Here is a 17,588-nt window from a genome sequence, read left to right as displayed (position 1 = left end):
GCCGGAAGTCGGCCCCGGCGCACCGGACTTGACCCGCCGGCTCCGGCGCTGGGAGCATGCCCGCCCGTAGCAGTCGGGGGAAGTTGGGGGAAACCGCCATGGCGCACGCCGCCGCCGCCGCGTCCTTGGCCTTGGCCGCGGGCGCCGGCCAGCCGGTACCCGGACTCAAGGGCCCGGCCGCCTTCGTGCTGATCGCCGCCGTGGTCGTGGTCGTCGCCGTGGTCGCCGTCATCCCGCTGATCATGGACGTACGGCGGGCGACCGACTGGCGCCGCGAGATCACCGAGCGGCTGATCGACCAGGCAGGCACGGACCCGGAGGTCCGCGACTTCCTGCGCGACCTGCGCGAGCCGCGCGGGGTGCGCGGCCTGACCCGCAGCGTCATCGCCGTGCTCATCCTCGCGCTGGTCGCCTTCGCCCTCGCCGTCGCCATGCTCTCCTCCGGCGCCGACTCCGGCGACCTGCGCAAGACCATCGTCACCTCGCTGATGACCGTGCTCGCGACGGTGGCGGGCTTCTACTTCGGGACGCTGGGCGCGCAGAACAGCGCGGAGGACGCGCGGCGGCACGTGCGGGCGGTGGCCGGCGTCAGGAAGACCGACGGCCCGGGTGCCGCCGCCTCCGGGCCGTCGGCCGGCTCGGTCTCGGGAGAGGCTTCGAGCGGAGCGGGCGGGGCGGACGCGGCCGTCGTCGCGGTCGCCGGGCAGCCGGGCGAGGGCGTGGACCAGGCGACCGGCGACGCGACCGCCGAGGGGACCTGAGCCGGCGGCGAAGCCGCGAGGCCCGGCCCCCCGGGGCTCACACCGCGAGGAAGGCGTCGATTCTCGCGCGCAGGCCGGGGGCGTCCAGGCCGTGCCCCGCGACATGGTCCTGCCAGGTGCCGTAGCGGCGCATCTCCTCGCGCCCGGTGCCCAGGCCCAGCACGCGGTGCGGCAGGTGGGCCAGCGCCTGGCTCGCGAAGGGCACGGAGGTGCCGGCCAGGTACGGCTCGACCAGCACCAGGTCCGCCGCGTCCGCCCCGGCCACCGCCCGCCGCACCGCCGCCGCGTCGAAGGGCCGCACCGTCGAGGCGTACAGCACCGTCACGTCCCGCCCGCCGGTCGCCTCCAGCGTCGCGTCGAGCAGCGGCCCCACCGCCACCACCACACCGGCGCGGCCCTCGCGTACCACCTGGAAGCGCCCGGGGGAGGCGGGCAGCGCAGTGCGGTTCTCCTGCGCGCTCAGGCGTACGTACACCCGGTTGTCGCCGTCCGCGACGGCGTGCCGCAGCAGCGCCTCCGCCTCGTCCGGGTGCCCCGGCACGTGCACCGTCCACCCGTCCAGCGTGTCCAGCAGCGCCACGTCGCCGGGCGCCTGGTGAGTGCGGCCGCCGGCCGCGGCGTCGTACGAGGCGGCCGCGCTGACCAGCACCGCGCCCACCCCCTGGTGGTCGATGTCGAGCTTCACCTGCTCGAAGGGCCGCTCGACGAGGAAGCTCGCGAAGGTGTGCGCGAGGGGCCGCATCCCGGTCAGCGCCAGCCCGCCGGTCACGCCCACCAGCAACTGCTCCCTGATCCCGACGTCGATCACCCGGTCGGGATGGGCGCGGGCGGCGTCCTGGAACCGGTCCGCGGAGATGGCCGCCAGGACCAGGGCCAGGCGCGGGTCCTCGTCGAGGAGTTCGGTGGTGACGGTGGCGAAACGTTCACGCATGGTGTCCATGGGGGTCCTCGGGGGTTGGACGTTCGGGGATTCGGGGATTCGGGGACTCGGGACTTGGGGGGTCGGGGACTTCGGGGGATTCGGGGGTTCGCGGGCGGTGCCGGGGCCGCGCGGCTCAGCCCTTGGGCTCGACGCGGGCGACGACGGCGTGCGGCCGGCCCGGGTGCGGCGCGGTGAAGGCGTCGTACAGGGCCGAGTGGTCGCGCCCGTCGACGGTCGGCGCGGACCAGCCCTCGGCGGTGAACCGGGAGGCGAGGCCGCCCGGCCAGCCGTGGGTGGCCGAGTCGTTGTCGACCACCACCACGTGGAGCCGGTCGAGCCCGGCGGCGGCGGCGTACCGCAGCGCCTCGTGGTTGCTGCCCTCGTCCATCTCGGCGTCCCCGACGAGCACCCAGACGGCCGGGTCCGTCAGCCCCTGCGCCCGCAGCCCGAGCGCCGTGCCCACCGCAAGCCCCAGCCCGTGGCCCAGCGACCCCGACCCGATCTCGGCGCCGGGCACCAGGGTGCGGTCCGGATGGTGCCCGAGCGGGGACCCGTAGCCCCCGAAGCCGCTCAGCCACTCGACCGGTACGAAGCCCTTGGCGGCCAGCACCGCGTAATAGGCCATCGGGCCATGGCCCTTGGACAGCAGGAAACGGTCCCGCCCGGGATCGTCGGCGGTCGCGGGGGAGACCCGCAGGACCCTGTCGTACAGCACCCACAGCACGTCGAGGGTGGAGGTGGCCGCGGGACCGTGCTTCTCGTCGCCGGTCATGCGGGACATCAGCGCGCGCAGGTCGGCGTATCCGTACGCGGGGGCGGGCCCCGCGGAGGTCGTGGTCATGCCGTCGACGATGCAATGTCAAGTCCACTTGAGGTCAAGCGCTACCCTCGGCCGCATGACGCTCTCCTCCCGCGACCGCCTGCCGATCGGCGAGCTGTCCGCCCGCAGCGGCATGGCGCCCTCCGCCCTGCGCTACTACGAGGAGCTCGGCCTCATCCACTCCGAGCGCACCTCGGGCGGCCGCCGCCGCTACCGCCGCGCCACCCTGCGCCGGCTCGCCTTCATCCGAGCCGCCCGGACCATCGGCCTCTCCCTCGACGAGGTCAGCGCCTGCCTGGCCCGGCTCCCGGCCGGTCAGGTCCCCACCGCCGCCGAGTGGAGCGAGGTCGCCCGCACCTGGGAGCGCCGCATCGACGACCGGATCGCCGAACTCCAGCGCCTGAAGGCCAAGCTCACCGGATGCGTCGGCTGCGGCTGCCTGTCCCTGACGCGGTGCGCCCTGTACAACGCCGGGGACACGGCCGCCGAGCGGGGCGCGGGGGCGCGCTTCCTCATCGAGGACGACTGACGGCGGACGGCGGCCGTCACCGCCGGCCGCGGTCGGTCCGGTGCCGCCACCGCGCCACGTCCCGCCGGGCGCCGTTGGGGTGAACCGGGTGAGCCGGCGGCCGGACCCGGCGGGGCCGGGTGGTTGCGGACCCCGCCGGCCGGTTACACGGCTCTGGTCAGCGCGCGAAGCCGAGGGGAGAGGTCGTGCCGCATCCGCCGTCGCCCGCCGCCGGGCCCGCCCCTCGCGTACGGGAGCGCCATGGCCGCCGCGTCGCCTTGGTGACGGGGGCGTCCTCCGGAATCGGCGCGGCGATCGCCGAACGGCTGGCCGCGGACCGGCAGTGGCGGCTGATCCTCAGCGGCCGGGACCCCGGCAGGCTGGAGGCCGCGGCGGGCCGCACCTCGGGCCTGGCCCTGCCGTACGACCTGCGCGAACCCGGCATGGCGCGCTCCCTGGCCGACCGGGCCCTGGGCATCTGCGGCCGCATCGACCTGCTGGTCGCCGCGGCCGGGGTCGGCTGGGCCGGTCCCTTCCTGCGCATGCCGCACAGCGCCGTCGACCAGGTGCTGACGGTCGACCTGGCCGCGGTGGTGCACCTGGTACGGCGGGTGCTGCCGCGGATGGCCGAGGCGGGCCGCGGGCACGTGGTCCTGATCGGCTCGCTGGCCGGTTCGGTCGGAGTGCGCGACGAGGCCGTGTACGCGGCCGCCAAGGCCGGGCTCGGCGCCTTCGCCGACTCCCTCCGCTACGAGCTGGCCGGGACGGGCGTGAAGGTCCTCCACGTGGTGCCCGGCGTGGTCGACACGCCGTTCTTCGCCCGCCGGGGCGCCCTGTACACGCGCGGCTGGCCGCGGCCGATGGCGCCCGAGCGGGTGGCCGAGGCGGTCGTGCGGGCGGTGCGGCGGGACCGCGACGAGGTGTACGTACCGGGGTGGCTGCGCTGGCCCGTCGGCGTCCGGGCGCTGGCCCCGTCCTCGTTCCGCCGCCTGGCCGCGCGGTTCGGATGACGCGCCCCGCCGCGGCGGGGCGCGCGGCGGCGGCCGTCACGGCCGCGGTCCTCGCCGGACACGTCGTCCCGGCCGCCACCTGGCTGCCGCGGCTGCGGCGGGTCTGCTTCCCGTCTCTCGCCGGGATCGGGCGCCCGGACCACGTGGCCCTGACCTTCGACGACGGCCCCGACCCGCGGTCCACCGCCGCCTTCCTCGACGTCCTGGACGCGCTCGACACCAAGGCCACCTTCTTCGTCCTGGGGGAGTCCCTGGCGCGCGCCCGGCACCTGGGGCGGGAGATCGCGGCACGCGGCCACGAACTGGCCGTGCACGGCTGGACGCACGAGCCGCGCCTGCTGCCGGCCCCGGTGGCCGAGGCCGCCGCGATCGCGCGGACGGCGGCGGCCGTCGAGAACCTGGCCGGGGCCCCGCCCCTGTGGTACCGGCCGCCGTTCGGTGTCCTCACCGGCGACCGCCTGCTCGCCGCCCGGGCCGCGGGACTGCGGCCGGTGCTGTGGTCCGCCTGGGGCAGGGACTGGACGGCCGCCGCGACACCGGCGTCGGTGCTGGCCGCCACGCGCGCGGACCTGCGCGGAGGAGGCACCGTCCTGCTCCACGACAGCGACAGCCGGTCCGCCCCGGGCTGCTGGAGGGCGACCCTGGCGGCCCTCCCCGCCCTGGTCGCCGGCTGCCGGTCGGCCGGCCTCGCCGTGGGGCCGCTGCGCGAGCACGGGATCGGCCGCTGAACCCGGGCCGCTGCCCGGGCGCAGGGCTGCCCGGGAACGGGGCGGGCTACCCGGCGGACACGGCCGGCGTCCCCGGCGGCCTACCGGCGGCCAGCGCTTCGAGCGGCGCGACGGCGCCGGGCCGTTCGAAGAGCGCCAGCCCGGCCGCGACGCGCCGCTGCCGGGCGGCCCCCTGGGCGGTCAGCCGGTCGGCGCACTGCACCAGCTCCCAGGGCCCGCGGGCGTAGTCGCTCAGGCCGAGCGCGGCCATCCGGCGGACCCCGTCGGCCCCGTGACCGGGAATCGGCCGGTACCCGACGACGGGGACACCGCGGGCGAGCGCTTCCAGGGCGGTCTGCCCGGCCGCGTTGTCGACCACGACCGAGGCCGCCGCCAGCAGCCCCGGCATGTCGTCGACCCAGCCCAGGGCCCGCACCCCGGGATGGCGCGAGAGCCGGCGCCGCAGGCGCTCGTCCCGGCCGCAGGCCACCACCGGCAGGTAGCCGGCCCCCCGCAGCAGGCGCGCGGTCGCCTCCAGACCGCTGCCCACGCCCCACGCCCCCGCCGACACCAGCACCGTCTCCCCGCCGTCCGGAGCCGGCCCGCGCCGCCCGGCGGCGGACCGCGGGGCACGGAACCGGTCGGACACCAGCGGCCCCGACACCACCGCCGGCCGTCCGGCGCGCCGGCGCACCTCGTCGGCGGCGTCCGCGGTCAGGCACAGGTGGAGGTCGTTGCCGGGGTGCAGCCACTGGCGGTGGACGGCGAAATCCGTGACGACCACCGCGGACGGGACGCCCAGCGAACCGTCGGCGCGCATGCGGCCGGTGAGCTGCGCGGCGAGGTGGAACACGGGGACGACGACGTCCGCGCGCATTTCCGCCACCACTGCCGCCAGCCGCTCGCGGGCCAGGTCCGCCAGGGGCGCGCTGCTCGGCCCCCGCCCGTCGTCGCGCCCGCGGAAGAACGCCGCGTAGATGCCGCCGTACACGACGGGAAAGTGCCGCACGGTGGTCCGGTAGAAAGCGCGCACGCCCGCACCGAGCGGCGGGGGCAGGAGAGCGAGCACGTCCGCGGTCCGCGTGCTGTGGCCGGCCGCCCGGAGCCTGCGGGCCAGCTCCGCCGCCACCGCGTCGTGGCCGCCGCCCATACTGGCGCTGACCAGCAGGACGCGGCTCACCGGGCCCGTGCTCCGCCCGGCGCCGGGCGCGCCGCCGCCACCGCGGCCCTCGTGCGGACGGCCCTCGTGCGGACGGCCCGCGTGTGGACCGCCCTCGCACGGACCGCCCTCGTGCGGCCGGCCGCCGTCCGGGCGGCCCGCGTCCGGGCGGCGCGCACACCCACCAGTCGCATGCTCACCTCGTTCCACGAGAACCGGGCGGTCCCCCCGGCTCCGCTCCGACGGCGGGCGCCCGGCCGGGCGATATTGGCCCACCGCCGGTTGCCCGCACCCCATCGCGGATACCCCGAATGAGTCCGCCCACTCACCGAGGTGATCATGCGTCTCCTGCTCGTCCACCCCAGCGCCTTGATGTACTCGGAGATCTTCCTGCGGCTGGAGCCGCTCGGACTCGAACGAGTGGCGGGCGCCGCGCGCGCGGCGGGCCACGACGTACGCGTCGTGGACCTGCAGGTGTTCTCCCACGACGAGCTGCGCCGGGAGGTGAGTGCCTTCCGGCCGCAGGCCATGGGCGTCTCGCTCAACTACCTGGCCAACATCCCCGAGGCGATCGACCTCGCCAGGAAGGTGAAGCTGTCCTTCCCCGACTGCTTCGTCTTCCTGGGCGGCCACAGCGTGTCCTTCGTCGCCGAGGACGTACTCGACCAGGCACAGGGCGCGGTCGACGCGGTGGTACGAGGGGAGGGGGAACCGGCGGTCGCCCCCCTGCTGGAGGCGGTGCGCGACGGCGGCGTGGACGCGGTGCCCGGCGTGGTCACGGCGTCCGGACGGGGACCCGAGCCGGTGATGCTGCACTCGATCGACAATCCCCTTCCGGCGCGCGACCTGACGCGCCGCCGGCGCCGCTACTTCATCGGGGAGCTCGACCCCTGCGCGTCGATCGAGTTCACCCGCGGCTGCCCGTGGGACTGCTCGTTCTGCTCGGCGTGGACGTTCTACGGGCGCAGCTACCGCAAGGCGTCCCCGCAGGCCGCGGGCGAGGAGATGGCTTCCATCGCCGAGCCCAACGTGTTCATCGTGGACGACGTGGCGTTCATCCGCCCCGAGCACGGCCACGCCATCGCCGCGGAACTGGAACGCCGCAGGATCCGCAAGCGCTACTACCTGGAGACCAGGAGCGACGTCCTGCTGCGCAACGAGGAGGTCTTCGCGCGCTGGACCCGCCTGGGCCTGCGCTACATGTTCCTGGGCATGGAGGCCATCGACGCCGAGGGCCTGGACCTGTACCGCAAGCGCGTCAGTCCCGACGAGAACTTCCGCGCCCTGGAGACCGCGCGCCGGCTGGGCATCAACGTGGCGATCAACCTCATCGTCGACCCTGCCTGGGACGCCGAGCGCTTCCGTGTCGTGCGCGAGTTCGCCATGTCGGTACCGGAGATCGTGCACCTGACGGTGATGACGCCGTACCCGGGAACCGAGATCTGGCACACCGAGTCCCGGCGGCTGACCACCCGCGACTACCGGCTCTTCGACATCCAGCACGCCGTCGTGCCGACCACGCTGCCGCTGGAGGAGTTCTACCGGGAGCTGGTGCGTACGCAGGCGGTCATCAACCGCAAGCACCTCGGCCTGCGCACGGCGGTCGGCGCCATACGGCTCCTCGCCGGCAACCTCGCCCGCGGCCAGACCAACTTCGCCCGGATGCTGTGGAAGTTCAACAGCGTCTACAACGTCGACCGGCAGGTCGCCGACCACCTCCGCCCGGTCCGCTACGAGCTGCCGCTGCCCCGGCACCTCGACGTGGGGAACCGGCGGCAGCTCTACGTGCACTCGCGTCCGCCCGTACGGGACACCGCCGACTGACCCCCGGGCCATGTCCGGCGCTGCCTCGACGGATGGGTGAGGGTAGTGGTCTACGCGTTCGGTCTGGTAGCCGCGTGTCTGCTCGGGCTGGGCTACGTGCTGCAGCAGCACGCCGCCGAACGCGCGCCGCTGTCGGACATGCTCTCGTTCCGGCTGCTGCTGGACCTGGTGCGGGTACCGCTGTGGCTGGGCGGCATCGGCTGCATGGTGGTGGGGCAGATCCTCGGCGCGCTCGCCCTGACCGTGGGGGACCTGTCACGGGTGGAGCCGCTGCTGGCCACCAACCTGCTGTTCGCGATGGCGCTCGCGCGGTGGCTGAGCGACCAGGCCCTCGGCCGGGCGGGCTGGGCCGGCGTCGTGGCGCTCAGCGGAGGCGTCGCCGTGTTCATCGTGGCCGGCCGGCCCGAGCAGGGCGGCGGGCACGTCGGCCCGCTCAGGTACTGGCTGGTGCTGGCCCTGCTGCTGGCCGTCTCCGGGGCCCTCGTCCTGGCCGCCCTCGCCGTCGACCTCGTGCACCGGCCGCCGCTGCTGGCCGGCTCCGCGGGGGTGCTGTACGGCGTCCAGGACGCGATGACCCGCGCGTCGGGCACCATCGCCTCCCACTCCGGGATTTCGCGGCTCGTGGTCTCCTGGCAGCCCTGGGCCGTGGTCGCGGCCGCGGTCGTGGGCCTGATGCTGGTGCAGAGCGCCTTCGAGGCCGGTCCCCTGCGCGAGTCGCTGCCCCCCATGACCGCCGCCGAACCGCTGGCGGGCATCGCCTGCGGCATCGGGCTGTTCGACGACAGGCTGTCGTCCACGCCCGCCGCGCTGGCCGGTCAGGCGGTCGCGGTCGTCGCCGTGTTCGCCGGGGTCTTCCTGCTGGGGCGCCACCCGGCCATGCCGGCCGGCCGGCGGAAGGAGACCGGGCAGGACACCCGTTGAGCGGCCCTGTGCGCGGCGGCGCGCCGACCGTACGACGAAGGGACCGGCGGCCCGCACACATCGCGCGACCGGGCGCGATGTGTGCGGGAAGGAACCGCCTGTGCTGAGCATTCTCCTCGCCGTCGTCGCGGCCGGGGTCAACGCCACGTCGTCGGTGCTGCAGCGCAAGGCCAACCGCGACCTGCCCGCCGGCGGGGGCGGCCCGCGGCGCGCGGTGGTCGCCGGGCTCCTGCGCAGCCCCGCGTGGTGCGCCGGGATCGCCGGTGTGGTGGCCGGCTTCCTGCTGCAGGCGGCCGCTCTGGGCGCGGGTGAACTGACGACGGTCGAGCCGATCCTCGTCATCGAGCTCCCGCTGACCCTGCTGCTCGCCGCCCGTGTCTTCCGCGCGCCGCTGCGGGCCCGGGAGCTGGCCGCGACGGTCGGCATGGCCGCGGGCCTGGCCGGGCTGCTCGTCTTCCTGGAGCCGCGGGCCGGTACGCGGTCGTCGGTGCAGTGGTACGTGTGGGTCGCCGGGGCCGGGACCAACCTGGCCGTGGTGGCCGCGGTCGCCTACTGGGGGAGCAGGCAGCCGCGGGACCGGGCCGACCGGCACGGCAGCGATCGCCGCGCCGCCGCGTACGGTGTGGCGGCGGGCAGCCAGTTCGGGCTGACGGCCGCGCTGATCAAAAGCATGACGGACCGCTTCAGCCAGGGCTTCGGCGCCCTGTTCACCGGCTGGCAGTTCTACGCGATGGCCGTGTCCGGCCTGATGGGACTGCTCCTGCTGCAGGCCGCGATGAACGCCGGACGGCTCGTCGCCGCGCAGCCGGGACTCACCCTGTCCGATCCGCTGGTGTCCGTCCTGTGGGGCGTCCTGGCCTTCGGCGAGGAGATCCGCGGCGGCCTCCGCCTGGCCCTGGCGATCGTGTGCGCCGTGGTGATGGCCGGTTCCGTCCTCGTCCTGGTGCGCGCGCCCGCGCTCAGCGGGGGAGAGAGCCGCCCACCGCCCGAGGCGGCCGGCGAGGCGGCCGGTGAGGGCGGCCCGTGAGAACAGCGGGTGGTGACGGCCCGTGATGACAGCCGGTGGTGACGGCGTGCGCCGCCCGCGGACGTGCGGTGCCCCGAGGCGGTGACCGCTCGGGCCGGCGCGTGAGGCCGTCCTGGCCGCGCGCCGGATCCGGTCGCCGTTCGCGGGGCGCTCACCCGCCGGCAGACGGTGGTCCGGCCGGGGTCGGGCAGGTCCGCGGCTTGTCCGCGGGGGCGTTTCAGCCCGAGGCGGCGCCGGGGACCGGTTGCTCCGGGCGCTCGGCGACGCCGAGGATGTGGGCGGTGGCCGGAGAGGGGACGCGGGTGTCGGGGAAGGCGAAGTCCTCTACCCGGACGAGGGTGAAACCGGCCGCGGCGATGGCGCCCCGGGTGTCGCGTCCGGTGTGGCAGCCGCCGCACAGCAGCGGCCAGAAGGTCGCGTCCACCGCCCGCTGGACCCGGCGCATGCCCGGGGTCCGCGCCCGGACGTGTTCGAGGAAACGCAACTGCCCGCCGGGACGAAGGACGCGACGGATCTCGGCCAGAGCGGCGGCCTGGTCGGCCACCGAGCACAGGGTCAGGCAGACCACGGCCGCGTCGAACGCCCCCGACGCGGCCGGAAGCCGCTCGGCGCGCCCGCCCACCACCCGCACCTCGGGCGGCGCCGGGCGGACCGTCGTGCCGGTGACCCCGGCAGCGCGCTCCCCGGCGGGTACGCCTCCGGGTTCTCGGGCGAGCCTTCTCGCGCGTTCCCCGGCGAGCGCGCGCAGCCGCGGCTCCGGCTCGACGGCCAGGACGCGGGTCACCTCCGGCGGGTAGTAGGGGAAGGTCAGCCCGTTCCCCGCCCCGATCTCGACGACCCGGCCCGACAGGCCCGCCAGCAGGCGGGCGCGATGGGGTCCGATACCCGCCCTGTCGAGACCGGGACCTGCCACCGCGGCCCAGAAGCGGGCGAAGTGGGGGTGCCGGCAGGGCTGTCGGGCCATGGGACTCTCCGGATTCTCTCAGTGGCCGCCCGGCGGCCGGTGGCTCCACCACCTGGCCGCGGGGTCCCGGCACGGACGCCCCGTCCCGGCCGCGGGGGCCCCGGACGCGCTCAGCGCGCGAGCAGGGGTTCCACCCGGGTCAGCGTGTCACGGACATTGGCCTCGGTGACCGTCGTGCGTGCCTCGTCCATCGGCAGCCAGCGCAGCGGCGCCTCCGGGTTCTCCGGCCGCGCCTGTTCCGGCAGCTTCGTGGCCAGTACGAACCGCAGGTCGGCGTGCTCGTGCGCCGGCTCCCGGCTGTTCGCGGGAACCGGCACGATCACCACGTGCAGCAGATGCTCCCGCGGCCACGCGACGAGATCGCTCAGGCCCGTCTCCTCCCGCCCCTCGCGCAGGGCGACGGCGAGCGGGTCGTGCTCGCCGGGATCCGCGTGCCCCCCGACCAGCAGCCACGATTGGTGGCGCTGGTGCCGGCGCAGCAGCACCCGGCCGCTGTCCGGATGCACGATCACCGCCGACGCCGTGACGTGCAGCGGGGCCGACCTGGCCCACGGCTCGCCGCCCTCGACGAGGGCGCGTATCCGGTCCACGTCGGCCCGCTCGGACACGGTGGCCGGCCGGTAGCGGGCAAGGACACCGAGGAGGCCGACGACTGCCGGGCGGACTGGGGTCATGCGCCCGATCCTACGGCCGCGGGTCCCGTGCCGTCCGGACTGCCACGGCCGGGGCCCGCCCGAGCACCCGCCCGGTCGCCCGGCCCGCGGCACAGGCGAAGGCGGCGACGGCGACGGCGACGGCGACGGCGGAAAGTGTGCTACCGGCGGGGCCCGTCCACCTGGAATGCTGGGCCCATGCGTCATGTCAGCGCGTCCCGTGACCGGGCACGGGCACTCATGGAAGACGGGTACGCGAAGCTGGCGCGGGCGTTCGCGGCGGATCCGGACCCGGTGTACCAGTTGCGTGCCCCCTGGCTCGCGCCCTGCACGCTCGGCGAGTCCCACACCGTCAACGGCTCCCTGCAGGCGGTGACCCTCATCCACGGCCCCTGGACGACCGGCGAGCCGCACATCCGGGTCACGACCTGGCGCGACCTGCCGGGCCAGGACTTCGTCCCGGACGTGCCCGACGACCTTCCGGCGGCGGCGCCGGAGGACATCGGCATCGACGTCGACGGCAGCGTGATTCCGGCCACGCTCGTACGCGGCCCCGCCGGATCCTGGCTGCTGCGCGCGGATCCCGGCCGCGTGCACCTGCTCGCGAGCGGCCGGGGCCCGATCGGCGACCTCTCCTTCGAGCCGCTGACCGATCTCGAAGCCGTCGTCAACGCCCGCCGGGTCTTCCTGGCCTCCCTGCTTCCCGAGGCGTAGGACGCCCGCCGCTTCCCGAGGCGTGGGCCGCTCGCCCGCCCGCGGGCGCGGACCCCGTCCGGTGTCCTCTCACGCCTTGATGAAGTCGAGGATGTCGTTGTTGAGCTGCTCGGCGTGGCTGACGTAGAGACCGTGGCCGCCGGTGGGGTACTCGCGGTACGCGCAGTGCGGCAGCAGTTCGGCGGTGCGGCGGCCGGTGACGTCGACGGGGGCGGAGAAGTCGGCGGCGCCGTGCACGACGAGCGCGGGCACGGTGATCCGGCGCAGCGCCTCCCGGTTGTCGGCGTGGAAGCAGGCCTGCTGCATCTTCAGCGTGGCCCACGGGGATGTCGACATGCACTGGCGGTAGGTGGCGTCGGCCTGTTCGGGGGAGACGTCGTTGCCCAGGTGGGTGGCGAAGTACGCCTGGGTCTGCCGGGCCATCCACTTGCCGCGGTCGGTGCGGATGCTGTGGAACAGGTGCTCGGCGAGCTCCTCCGGTATGCCGGCCGGGTTGTCGTCGGTCAGCTTCATGAACGGCAGGATCGCGGAGAGGAACACCACCCGCGCCACCCGCTCGTCACCGTGCCGGGCGAGGTAACGGGCGGCCTCGGCGCCGCCGGTGGAGTGGCCGACGAGCGTGGCGTCCCGCAGGTCGAGGTGGTCCAGCAGCGCGGCCAGGTCGGCGGCGGTGGTGTCGATGTCGTAGCCCGTCGAGGGGCGGTCGGAGCGGCCGTGGCCGCGGCGGTCGAGGGCGACGCAGCGGTAGCCGCGTTCGGCGAAGAAGGGGATCTGGTACTCCCACATGTCCGTGTTGAGCATGGCGCCGGCGATGAAGACGACCGGCGTGCCGGTGCCGTAGTCCTCGTAGGCCAGCCGGGTGCCGTCGTGCGTCTCGAAGAACATGGTCTCCCCTTCGTACCGGCCCCTTCGGGGCCCTGGCGTCGCGTCGCGTTGCCTCCGCGGCGCGGCGCCCTCTTTCCCGTCGGGCGCCGGTACCGACGTTAGGCGGGCGGCGGGAGGACGGAATCAGTCATCCATCAGTACGCCGCCCCGCGGCCGACCGGTCGTCCCGGCCGCCGGCCGTCGTCCCGGCCCGGCCGGTCATCGGCCGGCGGCGGGTCACCGCGGTTCGGCGCGCCGGCGCGCGAGATGGACGGTGATGTCGGCGACGATGCCGACCGTCTCCGGCAGGACCCGGGCCATCAGGCCGAACACCTGCTCCCGCCGCGGTGCGGGCAGCATCAGGTAGGCGGAGACGGTCGACAGGTAGCCGAGGTAGTCGCCGCGGCTCATTGTCAGGCGCCACTCGACCACGGACTGCCGGACATCGGTGAACGCCCCGGAACGCAGCAGCTCCGTACCGGGCCACTGCATGGCCTCGCCGGCGGGTGTGCCGTCGGGGGACGGGATCTCGTCGCTGACCAGGAACGGCGCCCGGGCCGCGCGGACGGCCTCCCGCAGCGCCGGGTCGGCCAGGTCGACCGGCCCGCCGAACGAGGCGAACACACCACCGGGCGCGAGCAGCGCGGCCACCCGCTCCCACCGGTTCTCGGGCTTCGTCCAGTGCAGCGCCGCCGCCGCGTAGACCAACTCGTACGTCTCGCCGGGGCGCAGCTCCTCGAACGCGGCCCGCACCGTCCGCACACCCGCGGGCACGTGCCCGGCCAGTTCGCGGAGCATGGCCGCGTCGGGCTCGGTCGCGGTGACGGCGACGCCCCGCCCGGCGAACAGGCGGGTCGCCTTGCCCGTCCCGGCGCCGATCTCCAGGGCGGTGCGCGGCGGACCGCCCGCGTAGGCCGCCACCCGGTCGAACAGCTCCGGGGGATACCCCGGCCGGAACCGTTCGTAGGCCTGCGCCACCACTCCGAAACTCAAGCTGCGATCGGGCATGCCGAGCATCCTGACATGATCAGCGCGGTCGGCGCCCCGGCTTTTCGCCCGGCCCCGCGACCGGCAGGAGCTGCTGCCGCTTCCCCCGGCGGGCGGGGACGACGCGCGGGTTTCAGCCGCACAGGGCGTCACCCAGGGCGCTGCGGGCGTAGAGGACGACACGGCCGTGGCGGGCGCGGTTGACCAGCCGGGCCTCGTGCAGCACCCGCAGGTGCTGGCTTACCGCCCCCGGCGTCACGTCGAGGCGGCGGGCCAGCTCCGTCGTCGACGCGGGTTCGGCCAGGAGCAGCAGCAGGCGTGCGCGCGGCGGACCGAGCAGGCGCGCGAGCGCGGGCCCGGCCGGCGGCGGCTGCGCGTTCTCGGCCATCGTGGCCCGGCCGCGCGCCGGGTACGTGATGACCGGCACCGCCCCGGGGTCGATGTACGTGCAGGCGCCCCGCGTGAAGCACGTCGGGACCAGCACCAGGCCCCGGCCGTCCACGTCCACTTCGGTACGGGCCAGCCGCACCGGCCGGTCCCAGCGGATCGTCAGCACCCCGTCCTGCCAGCGCAGCCGGGGGGACAGGTCCGCGAACACGGTGTCGGCCCCGCCCTCCGCCAGCATCCGCGCCCGGTGGACGAGATCGGCCTGCAGCACCGAGCGGGCGCGCGGCCACCACGCCGGCTCCAGGCACCGCTCCCAGTACGCGGCCATCGCGTCGGCGATCCGGTCCAGCAACCCCCGCGGGTCGTCGAGACCGTCCGCGAGCGGCGCGGGGATCACGCCGTCGTGCGGCAGGAACGTCCGCTCCAGATCGGGGCGTACGAGCTCGGGCGGCGTCGCCCGCAACACCGCGAGCTCGGCCTGGAAGTCCGGCCAGGCGGTGGTGGGGCGGGGGGTGAGGAAGTCCGGGACGAAGCGGTTGGAGGCGACCAGGGACAGCAACAGCCCGCGGCACTCCAATGCCTCGAAGTCCGGGCGCATGTGCCGGAACCAGCGCGTCTGCTCCGGGTAACGGCCCGGGTGCTCCCACATGCGCAGGCTCAACGCCGCCTCCTGCAGCGCCGAGCACGCGAAGGAGGCCGAGGCGAGGTCGGCGAGGCCGAGCCGGAAGCGGATCATTGAGCGCCAGACTAAATCAGTTCCCGGCGGCGCGGTGAGCCGTTGTGATCAGGACATGACCTCGACCGCCGTCAAAGCCGGCCCGCCCGCCGCACCCCGCCGCCTCCTGCACCCGGACCCGGTGATCCGCCGGCTGTCCTGGATGGTGCTGGTCAACACCTTCGGCAACGGCCTGTTCATGACGGTCAGCGCCCTGTACTTCACCCGCGTCGTGGGGCTCGGTGTGGGCCGGGTCGGAGTCGGCCTCACCGCCGCCGGCCTGTGCGGTGTCGTGTCGAGCATCCCGGCCGGGCGCGCCTCGGACCGCTGGGGCAGCCGGCGGGTGCTGATCGTGCTGTGCGTCGCGGAGGCCGCGGGCATGGCCTCGTACGTCCTCGTGCACTCGTACGCCGTCTTCCTGCTGGTGGTGTGCGCGGAGACCGCCGTCGACCGCGGCGCGGCGACGGCGCGCAACGCGCTCTACGCGGACGCGCTGCCCCAGCAGACCCGGGTGGCGGGCCGGGCCTACCTGCGGGCGGTCACCAACGTCGGCATCGGCGCCGGTGCGGCCCTGGCCGCCCTCGCCCTGCAGGCCGACACGCGGGGAGCGTACGTGGCGGCGATCCTCGCCAACGCGGCCTCCTTCGCCGCGGTCGCCGCGATGCTGCCGGGCATACCGGTGGTGGTGCGCGCGGCGGACGCGGCGCCGGACGCCGGCGCCGAGCCGGGCGCGTCGCGCCGCGGCGCCCTGCGCGACCTGCCCTACCTGGTCGTCACGTCGCTCAACGCCCTGCTGACCCTGCAGTTCGCCGTTCTCACCGTGGGGATTCCGCTGTGGGTGGTGCGCGACACCCACGCGCCGCGCGCCGTCGTCGGCGCCACGATGATCCTCAACACCGTGCTGGTCGTGGCCTTCCAGGTCCGCGCCACCCGTGCCACCCGCGACCTGCGCTCCGCGGCTCGCGCCTGCCGCTGGTCCGGGCTGCTGCTGGCGGGCGCCTGCCTGGTCGTCGCGGCCAGTCACGGCCTGCCGGCGGCCGCGGCCTCGGCGGTCCTGCTGGCCGCCGTCGTCATGCAGACGGCCGGTGAGGTGTTCTCCCAGGCCGCCGGCTGGCTGCTCAGCTACGACCTCGCCGACCCGAACGCCACCGGGGCCTACCAGGGCGTGTTCAACGCCGGTTCGTCCGCGGGCCTGATGGCCGGTCCGGCCGTCGTCACCGCCACGGCCATCGGCCACGGCCCGGCCGGCTGGGCGGTGCCCGCCGCGGTGTTCGCGCTCAGCGGCGCGGCGATGGTCCCGGCCGTGCGGTGGGCCGAGCACAGGCGCTGAACCCTCGCCCGATACGGACACGGACACGGACACGGGCACGGGCGCGGACACGGGCACGGGCGCGGACACGGGCACGGGCGCGGACACGGGCGCGGCGGCCGGGGGACGGATTCCGGCCGCCGCGCCGTCGGCTACTGCACCGGGTTCCAGCCGTCGGAACCGGCCAGGTACGCGGCGGCGGTGTAGGCGCCGGCGGAGGAGCTGTTCAGCTGCGGACGCGCGGAGTTGACGGTCGCGCCGGCGCCGGTGTTGGCGTACTCGTAGTAGCGGCCGCTGGTCCAGGTCGCGCCCGAGATGCCGGTCCAGGGGTTGGACGTGTTGAGCGCGGCGGGCAGGCTCGTGTCGCGCACCACCATCTGCGGGGACGCGTTGCCGAACGGCTTCCACGCGCGGGCCAGGTAGAGCCGTCCTGCCGCGAACGTGCTGGTCACCGTGGAGCCGGTGATGAGGATGCCGTACCTCTGGCCGGCGTCGGTGGCCGGTGCGGCGAGGTAGCCGCCGGTGAAGCCGTCGTCGTCGAGGACCTTGATGTGCGAGCGGTCCACCACGAGGCTGCCGTCGCCGAAGATGAAGTCGACGTCGCCCTCGACCTCGCCGCCGTAGACGTACTGGCGGATGTCGGTGGTCGGGCTGGAGCTCCAGGACAGCAGGGTGTCCTGGTGGCCGTAGAAGATGCAGTCGAGGTAGGTCTGCCGGTCGCCCTCCATGGACACCGCCACCGCCTGGGTGGCTGTCACGGAGGGGTTGGCGAGCCGGCTGAAGAGGTTGCGGAAGCTCACGTACTTCGCGGTGAAGCCCGGCGCCTGGACGTGGACGGTCGCCGAGCCCTGCGTCCCGTAGGTGCCGCCGCCGGGCTTGGACTGGCCGGCGTAGTGAGAGCCGTCGATCTTCACGTCGGCGGGATTGCCGGTGGCGCCGGCAAGGGTGAGGTGCAGCTTGCTCGCGGGCACGGTGAGGTACTCGTCGTACGTGCCGGCCGCGACCGAAATGGTGTACGGCGTCGAGGAGTTGTTCGGCACCGCGTTGATCGCGGCCTGGATGCTGCTGTACTGGGCGCCGCTGTGGGCCACGGTCAGCGTGACGCCGCTCGCCGCCTGTACGGGCGCGGCCGTGACGGACAGTCCCGCGGCGCAGAGCATGCCGGTCACGGTCAGGGCAAGGGTGCGGGGCAAGGTGGGCATCGCATCGTCCTCGCATGTGGGGGGGGAGGAGTGGTGGGGGGAACCGCCGGGCCGCAGCGAAGACGACTGAGCGTATGTGAGCGCTAACATCCCGGTCGCCACGGCACCGCGGTGCTTTCGAGGGAACGTAGGCC

18 protein-coding genes are annotated in these 17,588 nt (G+C 75.2%); 9 read left to right on the top strand and 9 right to left on the bottom strand.

Features of this window, described 5'->3' with window-relative positions:
• Positions 1-98: 98 nt before the first annotated feature.
• Positions 99-761 carry a hypothetical protein gene (locus K7G61_RS24170; protein WP_225849059.1) on the top strand — a complete coding sequence of 221 codons (663 nt, stop codon included), beginning with the start codon at positions 99-101 and terminating at the stop codon, positions 759-761.
• Between the two features lie 37 nt (positions 762-798).
• Here the strand turns inward: K7G61_RS24170 and K7G61_RS24165 are convergent, their stop codons facing one another.
• Together K7G61_RS24165 and K7G61_RS24160 are read right to left on the bottom strand one after the other, a co-directional pair.
• Positions 799-1,701 carry a transketolase family protein gene (locus tag K7G61_RS24165; protein WP_225849058.1) on the bottom strand — a complete coding sequence of 301 codons (903 nt, stop codon included), beginning with the start codon at positions 1,699-1,701 and terminating at the stop codon, positions 799-801.
• Positions 1,702-1,816: 115 nt separating this feature from the next.
• Complete coding sequence (locus K7G61_RS24160; protein WP_225849057.1) at positions 1,817-2,524, bottom strand: transketolase; 708 nt, start codon at positions 2,522-2,524, stop codon at positions 1,817-1,819.
• A 55-nt stretch (positions 2,525-2,579) separates the two neighbouring features.
• On the opposite strand from K7G61_RS24160, the gene soxR reads away from it, so the two are divergent.
• The 3 genes from soxR to K7G61_RS24145 all read left to right on the top strand — a co-directional run bounded on the left by soxR (position 2,580) and on the right by K7G61_RS24145 (position 4,749).
• Complete coding sequence (soxR, locus tag K7G61_RS24155) at positions 2,580-3,032, top strand: redox-sensitive transcriptional activator SoxR (RefSeq protein ID WP_225849056.1); 453 nt, start codon at positions 2,580-2,582, stop codon at positions 3,030-3,032.
• A gap of 185 nt (positions 3,033-3,217) precedes the next feature.
• Complete coding sequence (locus K7G61_RS24150) at positions 3,218-4,021, top strand: SDR family oxidoreductase (protein ID WP_225849055.1); 804 nt, start codon at positions 3,218-3,220, stop codon at positions 4,019-4,021.
• The gene (locus K7G61_RS24145; protein ID WP_225849054.1) at positions 4,018-4,749 is read left to right on the top strand and encodes a polysaccharide deacetylase family protein; all 732 of its coding nucleotides are present in this window, start codon (positions 4,018-4,020) and stop codon (positions 4,747-4,749) included. Before K7G61_RS24150 ends, K7G61_RS24145 begins: the two co-directional genes overlap by 4 nt.
• A 46-nt stretch (positions 4,750-4,795) precedes the next feature.
• On the opposite strand, the gene K7G61_RS24140 is transcribed toward K7G61_RS24145, so the two are convergent.
• Positions 4,796-5,878: a glycosyltransferase gene (locus K7G61_RS24140; RefSeq protein ID WP_225849116.1), complete on the bottom strand. Its 1,083-nt coding sequence runs from the start codon at positions 5,876-5,878 to the stop codon at positions 4,796-4,798.
• A 348-nt stretch (positions 5,879-6,226) separates the two neighbouring features.
• Here K7G61_RS24140 and hpnR point away from each other — a divergent pair, with 348 nt between their 5' ends.
• From hpnR to K7G61_RS24125, 3 genes are all read left to right on the top strand, one after another.
• Positions 6,227-7,711, top strand: coding sequence for a hopanoid C-3 methylase HpnR (gene hpnR / locus K7G61_RS24135; protein ID WP_225849115.1), 1,485 nt, complete (start codon positions 6,227-6,229; stop codon positions 7,709-7,711).
• Positions 7,712-7,747: 36 nt separating this feature from the next.
• On the top strand, positions 7,748-8,632 hold the full coding sequence (locus K7G61_RS24130) for a DMT family transporter (protein ID WP_374204218.1): 885 nt from the start codon (positions 7,748-7,750) through the stop codon (positions 8,630-8,632).
• A 100-nt stretch (positions 8,633-8,732) separates the two neighbouring features.
• Positions 8,733-9,659 carry a DMT family transporter gene (locus K7G61_RS24125; RefSeq protein WP_225849053.1) on the top strand — a complete coding sequence of 309 codons (927 nt, stop codon included), beginning with the start codon at positions 8,733-8,735 and terminating at the stop codon, positions 9,657-9,659.
• A 217-nt stretch (positions 9,660-9,876) separates the two neighbouring features.
• On the opposite strand, the gene K7G61_RS24120 is transcribed toward K7G61_RS24125, so the two are convergent.
• Entirely contained in the window at positions 9,877-10,623 is a 747-nt protein-coding gene (locus K7G61_RS24120) for a class I SAM-dependent methyltransferase (protein WP_225849052.1), read from the bottom strand.
• 110 nt (positions 10,624-10,733) lie between these two features.
• Positions 10,734-11,297, bottom strand: coding sequence for an NUDIX hydrolase (locus K7G61_RS24115; protein ID WP_225849051.1), 564 nt, complete (start codon positions 11,295-11,297; stop codon positions 10,734-10,736).
• 177 nt (positions 11,298-11,474) lie between these two features.
• Here K7G61_RS24115 and K7G61_RS24110 point away from each other — a divergent pair, with 177 nt between their 5' ends.
• Positions 11,475-11,990, top strand: a complete 516-nt coding sequence (locus K7G61_RS24110) for a hypothetical protein (protein ID WP_225849050.1) — start codon at positions 11,475-11,477, stop codon at positions 11,988-11,990.
• 69 nt (positions 11,991-12,059) lie between these two features.
• Here K7G61_RS24110 and K7G61_RS24105 read toward each other — a convergent pair whose 3' ends face one another.
• The 3 genes from K7G61_RS24105 to K7G61_RS24095 form a co-directional block, all read right to left on the bottom strand.
• Entirely contained in the window at positions 12,060-12,875 is an 816-nt protein-coding gene (locus K7G61_RS24105; RefSeq protein ID WP_225849049.1) for an alpha/beta fold hydrolase, read from the bottom strand.
• Positions 12,876-13,091: 216 nt separating this feature from the next.
• Positions 13,092-13,862, bottom strand: coding sequence for a trans-aconitate 2-methyltransferase (locus K7G61_RS24100; protein ID WP_225849048.1), 771 nt, complete (start codon positions 13,860-13,862; stop codon positions 13,092-13,094).
• 112 nt (positions 13,863-13,974) lie between these two features.
• Entirely contained in the window at positions 13,975-14,964 is a 990-nt protein-coding gene (locus K7G61_RS24095) for a DUF5937 family protein (RefSeq protein WP_225849047.1), read from the bottom strand.
• A gap of 55 nt (positions 14,965-15,019) precedes the next feature.
• Here K7G61_RS24095 and K7G61_RS24090 point away from each other — a divergent pair, with 55 nt between their 5' ends.
• Complete coding sequence (locus tag K7G61_RS24090) at positions 15,020-16,273, top strand: MFS transporter (protein WP_225849046.1); 1,254 nt, start codon at positions 15,020-15,022, stop codon at positions 16,271-16,273.
• Positions 16,274-16,404: 131 nt separating this feature from the next.
• Here K7G61_RS24090 and K7G61_RS24085 read toward each other — a convergent pair whose 3' ends face one another.
• The gene (locus tag K7G61_RS24085; RefSeq protein ID WP_225849045.1) at positions 16,405-17,454 is read right to left on the bottom strand and encodes a pectinesterase family protein; all 1,050 of its coding nucleotides are present in this window, start codon (positions 17,452-17,454) and stop codon (positions 16,405-16,407) included.
• Between the last annotated feature and the right edge of the window lie 134 nt (positions 17,455-17,588).

This window comes from Streptomyces sp. HPF1205, assembly GCF_020400825.1.
In the GTDB taxonomy this organism is placed as follows: Bacteria; Actinomycetota; Actinomycetes; order Streptomycetales; family Streptomycetaceae; genus Actinacidiphila.
This window is presented reverse-complemented; position numbering and strand designations above follow the sequence as displayed.